Below are 13,159 nucleotides of genomic sequence, written 5' to 3'. Positions count from 1 at the left end.
CATATTGAAATTTAGATGTACTAATACGTACACAATCCTTAACGAGGAATTGTTTGAGTTATTATACACTAATAGAAATCTAGAATTAAATATTACTATTTTTTGTAGACAACACCTTCCTTCATCACAAAAGTGACGTTTTCCATTGTAGAAATGTTTTTAATTGGGTCTTCATCTACGGCAATAATATCCGCCAAAAAACCAGGCTTTATTTGCCCTATTTCATTTTCCATTTTTAACAGCATGGCATTCGTGAGTGTTGCGCTCTGAAGCGCCTCCATTTCCGGCATTCCTGCTTCTACCATATAACCAAATTCTTTTCCATTATCGCCATGATAAAAAACTGCGGCATCAGTTCCGAAAGCAATACCAACACCAGCTTTGTAGGCTCTACCAAACATTTCCTGAATTTTAGGACCTATATTTAAAGCTTTAGGCACAATGATTTCAGGATAATAGCCATCAATTTTTGCTTTATCCGAAACAAATTTTCCTGCAGTTATAGTAGGCACTAAATAAACATCATGCTTTTTCATTAATTCCATGGTTTCCTCACTCATTAAAGTACCATGCTCAATAGTTTTTACGCCTCCTAAAATAGCACGCTGCATACCTTCATCGCCATGTGCATGCGCTGCAACATGAAACCCGTAATCGGCAGCTGTATCGCAAATTGCCTTTATTTCTTCTACAGTAAATTGAGGATTCTGACTACTCTTTGCAACACTTAGAACACCACCAGTGGCCGTAATTTTAATTAAATCTGCTCCGTTTTTATAACGTTGTCGCACTGCTTTTTTTGCATCTTCTATGCCGTTAACAACACCCTCTTTAGGACCAGGATTTCCTATTAAAGATCTTTTAGCACCATTTGTAGGATCTGCATGACCTCCTGTTGTAGCCAATGCCTTTTCTGCAGTAAAAATTCTTGGACCTGTAATTTTCCCCGCATTTATTGCGTTTCTTAATGAAACATTTACTCCAGATCCTCCTAAATCTCTAACTGTTGTAAAACCACTCATTAAAGTAATATTTGCGTAGTTTACTGAGTTGTAAGCTACATCAGCGTCATTTAATGTATAGTCTTCTAAATAAGATTTAGGGTTTGTTTCACCTTCAATATGAACATGCATATCTATTAAACCTGGCATTACCGTTTTAGACTTTAAATCAATTATTAAATCTTCATTATTACTTGACTCTATAAAACCGCTTTCAACAGATTTAATCTTATTTCCAGAAATTATAATTGTTTTTTTCTTGAGTATTTTACCCGATTTTGTATCTACTAATTTTCCGCAATGCAAATAGGTATCTTGCGCAGTTAAAGAAATTGAACAGAGTAGTACAAAAATTCTGAGTAAAGTTTTCATAAGTTAATTTTTATTTATTTCTAATTTTCTGTTCCCACTTCCATGCGGAATCCATTGCGTCATCTAAACTTAACTGTGTTTTCCAGCCTAAGACATTGTTCGCTTTAGATGTTTCAGCATAAGCCGCAGTGATATCACCTTCTCGTCTATCTACAATTTTATAATTTAAGACTTTACCAGAAACACGTTCAAAAGATTGAATAGCTTCTAAAACTGTACTACCCTTGCCTGATCCTAAATTAAAAAACTCATAATTAGAATCATTTTTATTCTCTAATAAACGTTGTAATGCAACAACATGCGCTTTTGCCAAATCTACAACATGAATATAGTCTCTAACACATGTTCCATCAGAAGTAAGGTAATCACCACCAAATACTGAAAGTTGTTCACGCATCCCAATTCCTGTTTGAGTGATATAAGGTACTAAATTTTGTGGTACTCCAATTGGCAATTCGCCAATTTCAGTTGAAGGATGTGCTCCAATTGGATTAAAATAGCGTAAAGCGATTGCATTAATATCTTCGTTCACTTTACATGTATCACTAATAATTTCTTCTCCAATTTGTTTTGTATTACCATACGGAGATTCTGCTGGTTTTACTGGAGCGTTTTCAGTTATAGGTAATTCATCTGCTTGACCATATACTGTACAAGAAGAACTAAATATAAAATTTTTTCTACTTAAACCTTTTAATTCTTGAAGTAAATAAACCAACGTAGAAATATTATTTTCATAATATTTCAATGGTTCTAAAACACTTTCTCCAACCGCTTTACTTGCCGCAAAATGTATAACTCCTGCGATATCATTATGACGCTTAAAAAAATCTTGTACGTCTGTTTTTATTTTTAGGTCTAATTTTTCAAAATGCGGCTTCACGTTAGTAATTGCTGTGATACCATCTAAAGCTTCCTCTGAAGAGTTAGATAAATCATCAATAATTACAACTTCAAAACCCTTATTTTGTAACTCCACAACTGTATGAGACCCAATAAAACCAAGTCCTCCAGTAACTAATATTTTCATATTTAAGAATTATTATTAATAAAATTAAGAACCGAACTCGTTATAAATTCAATTTGATCATCTTCTAATTCTGTATGCATTGGTAATGAAATAACAGATTTAATCAGTTGATTTGTAACTGTAAAGTCAGATTCATTATAACGTTCATCTAAATAAGCCTTTTGTCTATGAAGTGGAATTGGATAATACACACCACATGGAATATTGTTTTCTTGTAAATGTGCTACTAAAGCATCACGATCTACATCCTTTAAATTTAATGTATACTGATGAAATACATGGCAGTCACAGGTATCGCAAATACCTTCACAAACATCTCTTCCTGTTGGAATTGTTATGTTAGGATGATTTTTAAAAGCTTCATTATACTTATTGGCTGCAGCACGTCTTTTTCGATTATACGTATCTAAATGGGGTAATTTCGCATCTAATACTGCGGCTTGTATAGAATCTAACCTAGAGTTTACACCAACAACATCATGATGATAGCGTTTGTACATACCATGGTTTACAATACCTCTAATCGTATGTGCTAAGTCATCATCGTTTGTAAAAATTGCACCACCATCACCATAGCAACCTAAATTTTTAGACGGAAAAAATGACGTTGAAGCCGCATGACCGATTGCTCCTGTTTTCGTTTTACTACCATCTTTGTGCGTGTAATTTGCACCAATACCTTGCGCATTATCTTCAATGACAAATAAATTATGCTCTTTAGCTAAATCCATTATAGCATCCATATCTGCAGGCAGTCCAAACAAATGAACTGGCACAATTGCTTTTGTTTTTGGTGTTATTGCTTTTTTAATAGCATCTACATCGATATTAAAAGTTACGGGATCTACATCTACTAAAACAGGTGTTAACTGCAGTAAAGCAATTACTTCTACAGTGGCTGCAAAAGTGAAATCTGCTGTTATGACCTCGTCACCAGGTTTTAAACCTAAACCCATCATGGCAATTTGTAAAGCATCCGTTCCGTTGGCACAAGGAATAACATGTTTTACACCTAAATAATCTTCAAGATTTTTTTGGAACTCATGTACCTTTGGTCCATTAATAAATGCAGCACTATTCATCACTTCGGCAATTGAAGGATCTACAACATCTTTTATTTTTGCGTATTGACTCTGAAGGTCAACCATTTGAATTTTTTTCATTCTCGAGATTACATTTATTGTAAATAAATAAGAAAATTAATAGCATAAAATATTTAATTATTCTTCTCCATATTCAATTGAGAATATTATATAATCAAATACTTGCTATATTCTTGTGCGCAGTGAGGCTATGCTCATCAAAAATAACTTCAATTACACATTTTTCTATCACATTTTCGGTTAAAAACAAAAAGTCAAGATGAGCTCAGCGAAAATACAAAATTGTAAGCGCTATAACAACGCAATTTATTGAAAGAACTGTATTTTAGCACAAATATTTGTTTTTGAAAGCACTCTATTCCATAGGAATTAATATCGCTAGTTTAGTGATTAGAATTTTAGCATTATTCAATTCTAAATTGAAACAAGGTGTTGATGGTAGAAAAAACACCTTTTTAAAACTTCAAAATTCTATAAAAACCAATGATAATAGCTTTTGGTTTCATTGTGCTTCACTTGGAGAATACGAACAAGGACTCCCTGTTTTTGAAGCTCTAAAGGCCAAATACCCAAATTACAAAGTCGTACTTACCTTTTTTTCTCCCTCTGGCTATGAAGTTAGAAAGAACACTGAGATTGCAGATGTTGTCGTTTATTTACCTTTAGATACTAAAGCGAATGCCAAAAAATTTCTTGACATCGTAAATCCTGATTATACATTATTCGTTAAGTATGAAATTTGGCCTAACTTCTTAAATGAACTTAAAAATCGTCAGCTAAAAGCTATTTTAATTTCGGCAGTATTTAGAAAAGATCAAACTTTTTTTAAATGGTATGGAAGCTATACAAAATCTGCTTTATTTGCCTTTAATCATATTTTTACTCAAGATAAAAATTCAAAATCTTTACTTGAAGATATTGACTATAATAATGTGACTATTTCTGGCGACACCAGATTTGACCGTGTTCACAACCAATTAAAAACAGACAATAATGTTGCGTTTATTGAGGAGTTTAAAAATGAAAACATCTGTATTGTTTTTGGAAGCACATGGCCAGAGGACGACAAAATATATATGGATTTTATTAATTCAAATTCTGATCCGAATTTAAAATTTGTTATTGCACCACACAATATAAAACCTAGTTATATAACCTCATTAAAAACGCAATTACGTGTAGAAACCATTTGTTATTCTCAATTAAATGACAATATAGATCTTTCAAGCTACCCTGTTTTTATCCTAGATACCATTGGATATTTAAGCAAAGTATACAGCTATGCCGACATAGCTTATGTTGGTGGAGGAGCTGGTTCTACAGGGCTTCACAACATATTAGAACCTGCTGTATTTGGAATCCCAATATTAATAGGAAAAAACTATGACAAATTCCCAGAAGCAAAAGAGCTAATTGAATTACATGGTGTAATTACTGTGAGTAATTCTACAGAATTTAATTCTAATATTAACACTTTAATTACTGAGAGTACTTATAGAAAAAATAAAGGTTATATTAACAAAAACTATATAGATTCTAATAAAGGGGCCGTTCTTAAGATTATTGACTACTTAAAAATTTAAGTCTTAGGTTCAATTGTTCTAAACGTTAAATTTATTCTTGGCGTTTTTACCTTCTTTGTTGGAGGTAAGCGATGTAACCAATTCGTTTGCGTAGCGCCTTTCATTACCAATAGACTGCCCTTTTGCAAATTAACAGCAACATTTTGCTTAGTAACTTTATGCTTAAATAAAAATTTGCGTTCTGCTCCAAAGCTTAAAGAACCAATTGCGCCATTCTTTTTTAAATCTTTTTCACCATCACTATGCCAAGACATTCCTTCTTCACCACTATGATATAAATTCAGCAAACACGAATTAAAACGTTCGCCTGTTTTTTGCTCCACAAGTTCTTTAAGGTCCAGAAGTTCTTTTGTCCATGGTAAAGCAGACTTAGTCGTCTTAGAATAGGTATAACTATAAGGCTTATTTCCATACCAGGCGACTTTTCGCTTTGTAACGATGAGTTTTCCAAAAATGATGGCCTTATCGTTTTCCCATTCAATATTTTCTAATAAATATTTATAATATTCTTGCGCATTTTGAACAGACATAATAGATCCATAATAATGAACTGTACCATCAAAGGGCAAAAGGTTAGATTGTATTTTTGAATTGAATAAGTCCAAACTAATTTTTAGTAATTTTTAAAACTTTGAATTAACTAATCTATACATTAATACAGCTGTAATTTTCGCTTGCTTTTCAACGGTTTTTAAGTTACCTGACTCATGGATTGTATGATCTCCTCCTCCACCTGTAAGTCCTAAACCATCAATGGCCATATCTACATATCCTGAAGTAAACGATATATCTGCAGCACCAGCATTTCTTGGGTTCACTGCTGTAACCGAACCAAAACCTAAATCCTCACTTACAGTATTAAAATAACCTAATAGCCTAGTATTACCCTCGGTTAAAGATAATGGCGGATAACCACCGGACGAAAAGTTGATTTGTGCATTTGTTTGGGCATAATTGTCGGAAACAATTTTAGTCATTATTTCTTTTGCCTTTAGTAATTGGTCAAGGGAAACTGCTCTTAAATCTCCTCGAACAATTGCGTTTTGTGCCACAACGTTAGTCTTTCCATAAGCTAAACCTCCCGTTCCATCTTCTTCTTGATTTAACGTGGTACCACCAATTATAAACCCTAGATTAAAAGTTAAATCTTTTTCTTTGGCCAATTGTAGATAAAACTCATTTAAGATTCTAGAGGTTTCATAAATAGCGCCTACACCAACTTCTTCTGTAAATATTTGAGAAGAATGGGCTGGTTTTCCAGTTACCTTAAGCTCCCAATCAGTAGAACCTCTTCGAGCAACAACAATGGTCGTTGGGTCATTATCGCCATTCTCAAAACCTAACGCAATATCAGATCGCTTTGCTGCTTCAATTAAATCTTTTTTTGACAACTCTAACGGTTTACCACTTTTCTCCTCGTCACCAGTCATTATAATTTCAATTGACATATCATTTAAAACACCAGCTTTTTCTAACGCTTGCAATGCCAGAATGATGATAACATCTCCTCCTTTCATATCGGCTACACCAGGACCTTTCATTATGGAATCATTTTGCATGGTGTACTCTTGTAAAGGGCTTTCTAACTCAAAAACAGTATCTAAATGACCTATCATTAAAAACTTAGGTCCTTTTGTACCCTTCCTCGTTGCTATTAAATGACCTGCTCTACCATAAGCTTGTCCATTAGTAAGTTCCGTCTTAAAACCTAATTTATCTAGTTCTTTTTGAAATAATGAACCAACTTCTCTTACACCTTTAAAGTTCATAGTTCCACTATTAATATTAACTGATGTTTTAATCAGATCAATAGCATTTTCTAAGTGTATATCTACACCTTTTAATATTCTACGTTCAATTTTATCATTTTGTGCGAAACTCAGAATAGAGATACTCAAAAAAAGAAAAAATAGAATTCCTCTATCTATAGATTTTAAATTTATCATAATAAATTACCATATACGTTCTACATGTAAATATAAATATTAACCTATTTACAATTGAAAAAAAAACTTAAATTCATAGTCCAAACTTAAACCTACATACGTATATACCACAGCTGTACGGATAATAAATTAAAAAATTATGTTAAAATTACATTGAAATTAGTATTTTCGTACATTAACAAAAATTAACACTAAAACTATTAAAATGAAAAAAGTTGTATTAAGTTTAGCACTAGTTGCTGTATTAGGTTTATCATTTACGTCATGTAGAGAAACTGCTGAAAATGCTGCTGATGCTGTTGAAAACGCTGCTGATGCTACAGGTGATGCATTAGAAGATGCTGCTGATGCTGCAGGAGATGCTGTTGATAACGCTGCTGACGCTGTAGAAGGTGCTGCTAGTGATGCTGTTGATGGAGCTAAAGAAGCTGCTGGTGATGCTGCTGATAGCGTAAAAGAAGGTGCTTCTAACGCTGTAGATAGCGTAAAAGATGCTGCTAACGATGCTGTTGATGGAGCTAAAGAAGCTGGTAAAAATGCAGTTGACGGAGCTAAAGAAGCTGGACAAAATGCAGTAAACAAAGTAAAAGATATGTAATCTATCTTTTAGATATAAAAAAAAGACCTGATTTTAAATCAGGTCTTTTTTTTGTGTCTTTTTTAAAATTTAATCGGTAGATTCATTTAATTTAAGATCACTTGGCACAACAATTGTTTGTAATTGTAGAGAATCATCTTTTAGACTATCAATTAATAATTTCGTAGATATCTCTCCTATTTCATGTGCTTTTTGATGAATAATAGAAATTTTTGGACTAGATAGTAAAGGTGTATGGTCAAAACCAAATCCCATTACAGACATTTCTTCTGGGATTTTTAGTCCTAATTTCTTAGCCATATTGATGGCTACAATTCCGGTCACATGATCAATTGACAAGATAGCATCAATAGTAGTGTTGGCCTTTAAATAGTCGTATATCTTTTTTTCAACATCAACATCTACCGCATGATCTAACTTAAGTATGTGCGGTTTTAAATTGTGATTTTCTAGAGCCTTTGAATACCCTTCTATTCTTAATTTACCAACACTAAGCTCCTCAATATTACTAACTAATAAAATGTGCTTTCGATTTTCTTTTTCAATTAAATATTCGGTAGCTTCCAATACAGATTGAAAATCATCTACTATAACTTTATTACATTCAATTTCGTTTACCACTCTATCAAACATTAAAACTGGCAGTCTACTTTTAATAACATCTAAAATATGCTCTGTTTCATTTTTAACTTGGCTCTCTCTAGCAACGGCCATTATAAATCCATCAACACTTCCATTAGATAATAACTCTAAGCTTCGTTTTTCTTTTAAAAACGTTTCGTTAGACAAACAAACAATGATATCGTAATCGTTATTTGTGGCCGTTTTTTCAATGCCATGTAATACTTCTGCAAAAAATGGATTAGTAACTGTTGGAAGAATGACACCTATGGTTTTAGATTTATTGGTCTTTAATTGTTGCGCAATTCTATTAGGCTTATAATTAAGTTTAGTCGCTAACTCCTTAACACGAGTTCTTGTGTTTTCACTAATTTCATGACTATCATTTAAGGCTTTTGATACCGTAGAAACTGAAATATTTAAAAGGGCTGCTAATTCTTTAAGTGTTGTCATAATGGTTCTATTTTAACTAGAAAAAGGGTATTACCAAATATACTCTTTTCAAAATATGTAAACTCTGTTAACTTTACTTTAATATTTGATCTATTGCTTTTTTAGAACTTGAAACGGGCATTTTACAGGTTCCATTAACACATACATATAAAAATGTTTCTCCCTCAATATATTTATTCTGCAACAGAGGTAACTCACTTTCATTTTTAGCTCCAGAAAATAGCACATTAGGCAAATAAGATTTATCTAATTCTTTTAGTTTTTCCTTAGCATCATTACCTGAAATTGCCACCTCATAATATGGATTAGAATAATTAAGATATAAGTTTAACCAATTAGAATAGCCAGATGGCGTTTGCTCTAAATCTTTATTTACATTACTTAACATTTGCTGCGCTAAATTGGTATATGTTTTATTTGAAAAGTAATGTCCTAATTTGAATAAACCATCTGCTAAAACGGAATTAGATGAAGGAATAACATTATCAAAAATTTCTATTTTTCTAGCTATTAGATCTGTGGCTTTGTCTGAAGTAAAATAGAACATACTGCTTTCTTTATCAAGAAAATGCGCTATAACATATATCATTAATTCATTTGCAGAGTGCAACCATTCTTCATTAAAAGTGGCTTGATACAATTCTATAAAGGCAGAAATAGTATGTACATAATCTTCAGAAAAACCTTCTATAGAACTCTTTCCATTTTTATAATTATGAAACATAGAACCATCTTTATTTATTTGATTCTCTTTTAGAAACTTACCATTTCTAATGGCTTTATTTAAGTAAATTTCATTTCCTAAAACACGATAGGCATCTACATAGGCTTTTAACATCAAAGCATTCCAAGAAGTCAGAACCTTATCATCAGTTCTTGGTCGTTCTCGTTGAGTTCTTAAATTTAAAAGATTTGTTTTCCAAGTTTTGACTTTTGATTGGAGATCTATTAATGATAAACCTTCTGATTTTGAAAACTCAACATCATTTTTAGTTTTATATAAAATGTATTGGTCATTTTCCCATTTACCTAGAGCATTGATATTATAATAGTCTTGAAATAATTTAAAATCGTTACCTAATGCTGCTTTTAATTCTTCCTTTGTCCAGGTATAATAAACACCTTCTTCTAATTCGCCATCTTTAGTATGGCTATCTGCATCTATTGAAGAATAGAAGGCACCTTCAGTTTGTGTAAGTTCGTTATCAACAAAATCTAAGGTCTCAATAATTATATTTTTAAAGGCTTCATTTTTTGTTATTTGATAGGCTTTTGAGTACAAACTTACTAGTTGTGCGTTATCATATAACATTTTTTCAAAATGAGGCACATGCCAGCGTTCATCAACTGAATATCTTGAAAAACCTCCTCCAATTTGATCATAAATTCCACCATTAGCCATTTTAGTTAAAGTTGTAAGAACATAATCTTTAATGGCATTATCATTAAGTTGAAAACTATATCGCAATAAGAAATGTAGATCACTAGGCATAGGAAACTTAGGCGCTTTTTCATGTCCTCCATCTTTAAAATCTAATGAAGATCGCCATTGTTTTACCATTGTTTTAACTGCCAAAGGTGTGTATAGAACCTCTTCTTTATTAACAGCTATTAAATCTGAATTTTTAACACCTTCCGTTAGTTGTTCTGCATATGCGATTACTTTTTGAGGATCACTTTTATACAATGCAGACATATCTTTTAAAATTTTAGTCCATTGCGCTTTTGTAAAATATGTACCACCAAAAACAGGTCTGCCATCTGGTAAAGCTATACAGTTTAATGGCCAACCACCACTACCTGTCATCAATTGAACAGCATTCATATAGATCTGATCTACATCTGGACGTTCCTCTCGATCTACTTTTATACTAATAAAGTTTTCATTCATCAATTTTGCCACAGAATCATTTTCAAAACTTTCTTCTTCCATCACATGACACCAATGACAAGCAGAATATCCTACTGAGATCACAATAAGTTTATTCTCTTGTTTTGCATAATTTAGTGATTCTTTATTCCAAGCTTTCCAATTTACGGGATTGTATGCGTGTTGAAGCAAATAAGGACTAGTTTCATTTATTAAATCATTAGCTCTATCATCAGTATTGGTTTCTTTAGGATTTTTACCTTGAGAACAACTCGTAAGGACTGCAACGATAACTATGTAGAAATGTAACTTTTTAAACATCTATTATTTTCTATTGAACTAATGACAAGCAACTAAATTAAAACTTCCAAAAGTTAATTTATAAAAAAAGCGTGTTTAAATTTAATAAACACGCTTTATCTAAAATTATATTTATTGCTATTAATCTTACTCTTTAATTAATTTGATGGTTTTAGAACCGTTTTCTCCTTCAATTTTGACAAAATAAATCCCTGTTTTTAATGATGTTGCATCAATTACAGTTTCGTTAGCATTAGGAGCCAAGGTTAATACTTGTCTTCCTAAAACGTTAAATACACCGATACTATTCATTTGAACACTACTTGAAATATTCCAGTTATCATTTGTTGGATTAGGGAACGCTGTAAATTCCGCAGCATTAAAAGAATTAACCGATAATGCATTTTGTGTTAAAATTAAGTTGTCAAAGAAAACAACACCTGGATCGTGAACTACTGCCATAAATGCATCACACTTCCATTGGAAAAAATCTGTGCTAGAAAATCCTATATTAGTGAAATAAGACATCGGAATAGATACTTGAGTCCATTCTCCTGTTACTACTGCTTCTTGTGTTCCTATTTCATAAGTATGCTCGGTAACATTTCCACCAACATTACTTATCATATTAAACTGAAAACCTGGTACACCTGGAGCAGCCCAATACATAAAGTTCACAAAACCGTAGCTAGACACGTCATCTGGTCCTCCTTCACCTTGTCCCCAACCTGCAAAACTAAAGTCAAATTTTAATGCTTTATTTTCACTGGCTCCTGGATCTAAATCTGGCTCATCACTTAACGTACCAAAACTATAAGCAACCGGAAAAGTTGTAGAATAACTATTGGTATCGTTATAAATACTATAGGTCTCTCCATCTGGTGCATTTGGAATTGGTGCAGCTTCTGGATCTTCGACAGGTACAATATTTGTAGCACCTGAAAAATCGTCTACTAAATAAGTATCTTGGCCATTTGAACCAGCATCTGTAAATAAAATCATTAACGGATAGTTACCTAAACCTGCTGGAAAATCTAAGCTAACATCTTGCCAACCTGTTCCTATAGTGGTAAAACCAACTTCAGTTGGCGCGGTAGTACCATTTTCAAACTTTAATAAGTGGTTATTACTTCCTGTACCGTTTAAAGGATTAATTCTAAATGAAATGGTATTATTACTATCATCAGATAGATCAACGTTTTGTGCAAATTCTATTTTGGCGTGATCCCAATCTCCTCCTCCACTAGTAACTTCCATTACGGCATCATTAGCATCAAGTGGATCTACTGTTAAACTTGTTACCGCTCCTACACCTTCAAATAATTCATAAGCATCACTAAAATCAATTGGCAAAGTAGCTTCTGATGGTGGAGGTGGCGCAATATTGCCACATGTACAAGCAATATCATCAACTAAATAAGTCCCTGTAGCAGTTCCTCCTCCAGCATCTGTAAAAAGAATCATGCTTGAATAATTTCCTGCTCCTGCCGGCATATCTAGAGTAATATCTTGCCAATCTGCACCCGAACTTGTAAAGCCCATTTCAGTAGCTGCATCACCACCTACGCCTCCTTCAAACTTTAAGATATGGTTTCTAGTACCCAAATCTGTTGTTGGCTTAAATCTCAGGGTTATTGTGTTGTTAGCGTCATCAGAAAGATCAACATTTTCTGCGAAAGTAATTGATACGTGATCCCAATCTGTCGTTCCACCAACAATTTCCATAACGTCATTACCAGCATCATCAATAATACTTGCCGATGTTCCTTCTTGCCCAGTCATTAACTGCTCTGGATCGCTAAAATCAAAAGGTAAAGATTGTGAATACCCAAATGACATAGCCAAAAGAGCAAACAGTAAAGTAATTTTTTTCATAATTAGTTTGTTTATTTATTAGTTTATTGAATCAATAATTAGTGGTCATTGTAATAATCTGAAAGCAGAGTTGAACCCACCAATTATCAATACCTTTAAAATTAAGCTTGTTTTTTGTGAAATTCTAAAATTTTTACAATACAAAAAGCATACATCGCAATCAAAATACAGCTTTAGTGCGAAATTCCAAATAAGACCAGCAGATATAAGCATTCATAATAGTTCGAAACCCTTTTAATCCAACTGTAATTAATCGAAAAATCAGTTATGTATAGGTAATGTAGTGGTTCGTTTTTTCAATGATGTGTTCGTTTTTTCTCTAATGGAACATAATACTATGGTAAAAACGCGAGTTAATTCAATTTTAAACATCCTTAAGTTGTTATATTGAAATTGTATATTTCAAG

Annotated in this window: 10 protein-coding genes; 2 read left to right on the top strand and 8 right to left on the bottom strand. The window is 32.7% G+C overall.

Annotated features, from left to right (window positions below):
* Positions 1-95: 95 nt before the first annotated feature.
* Genes Q0891_RS03705 through Q0891_RS03695 form a run of 3 tightly spaced genes read right to left on the bottom strand, consistent with a single transcriptional unit; the run spans position 96 to position 3,566 of the window.
* Positions 96-1,373, bottom strand: a complete 1,278-nt coding sequence (locus Q0891_RS03705; protein ID WP_299098872.1) for an amidohydrolase family protein — start codon at positions 1,371-1,373, stop codon at positions 96-98.
* Between the two features lie 10 nt (positions 1,374-1,383).
* Positions 1,384-2,403, bottom strand: a complete 1,020-nt coding sequence (gene galE, locus Q0891_RS03700; protein ID WP_299098871.1) for a UDP-glucose 4-epimerase GalE — start codon at positions 2,401-2,403, stop codon at positions 1,384-1,386.
* Between the two features lie 2 nt (positions 2,404-2,405).
* Entirely contained in the window at positions 2,406-3,566 is a 1,161-nt protein-coding gene (locus Q0891_RS03695; protein WP_299098870.1) for a DegT/DnrJ/EryC1/StrS aminotransferase family protein, read from the bottom strand.
* 284 nt (positions 3,567-3,850) lie between these two features.
* On the opposite strand from Q0891_RS03695, the gene Q0891_RS03690 reads away from it, so the two are divergent.
* Positions 3,851-5,089 (top strand): glycosyltransferase N-terminal domain-containing protein, encoded by a 1,239-nt coding sequence (locus Q0891_RS03690; RefSeq protein WP_299098869.1) that lies wholly within the window; start codon positions 3,851-3,853, stop codon positions 5,087-5,089.
* Here Q0891_RS03690 and Q0891_RS03685 read toward each other — a convergent pair.
* Positions 5,086-5,694: an alpha-ketoglutarate-dependent dioxygenase AlkB gene (locus Q0891_RS03685; protein WP_299098868.1), complete on the bottom strand. Its 609-nt coding sequence runs from the start codon at positions 5,692-5,694 to the stop codon at positions 5,086-5,088. The genes Q0891_RS03690 and Q0891_RS03685 overlap by 4 nt on opposite strands.
* Before the next feature lie 18 nt (positions 5,695-5,712).
* Positions 5,713-7,035, bottom strand: a complete 1,323-nt coding sequence (locus Q0891_RS03680; RefSeq protein ID WP_299098867.1) for a M20/M25/M40 family metallo-hydrolase — start codon at positions 7,033-7,035, stop codon at positions 5,713-5,715.
* 205 nt (positions 7,036-7,240) lie between these two features.
* Here Q0891_RS03680 and Q0891_RS03675 point away from each other — a divergent pair, with 205 nt between their 5' ends.
* Complete coding sequence (locus Q0891_RS03675) at positions 7,241-7,633, top strand: hypothetical protein (RefSeq protein WP_299098866.1); 393 nt, start codon at positions 7,241-7,243, stop codon at positions 7,631-7,633.
* Positions 7,634-7,702: 69 nt separating this feature from the next.
* On the opposite strand, the gene Q0891_RS03670 is transcribed toward Q0891_RS03675, so the two are convergent.
* The 3 genes from Q0891_RS03670 to Q0891_RS03660 all read right to left on the bottom strand — a co-directional run bounded on the left by Q0891_RS03670 (position 7,703) and on the right by Q0891_RS03660 (position 12,752).
* Entirely contained in the window at positions 7,703-8,707 is a 1,005-nt protein-coding gene (locus Q0891_RS03670) for a LacI family DNA-binding transcriptional regulator (RefSeq protein WP_299098865.1), read from the bottom strand.
* A 73-nt stretch (positions 8,708-8,780) separates the two neighbouring features.
* Positions 8,781-10,898 carry a thioredoxin domain-containing protein gene (locus tag Q0891_RS03665; RefSeq protein WP_299098864.1) on the bottom strand — a complete coding sequence of 706 codons (2,118 nt, stop codon included), beginning with the start codon at positions 10,896-10,898 and terminating at the stop codon, positions 8,781-8,783.
* A gap of 126 nt (positions 10,899-11,024) precedes the next feature.
* A complete protein-coding gene (locus Q0891_RS03660; RefSeq protein WP_299098863.1) occupies positions 11,025-12,752 on the bottom strand; it encodes a T9SS type A sorting domain-containing protein in 1,728 nt (575 codons plus the stop codon).
* Positions 12,753-13,159 lie beyond the last annotated feature (407 nt).

This window comes from uncultured Winogradskyella sp., assembly GCF_947498005.1.
Lineage (GTDB): Bacteria > Bacteroidota > Bacteroidia > Flavobacteriales > Flavobacteriaceae > Winogradskyella.
The sequence above is the reverse complement of the archived record's forward strand: the minus strand, read 5'-3'. Positions and strand labels throughout refer to the sequence as shown.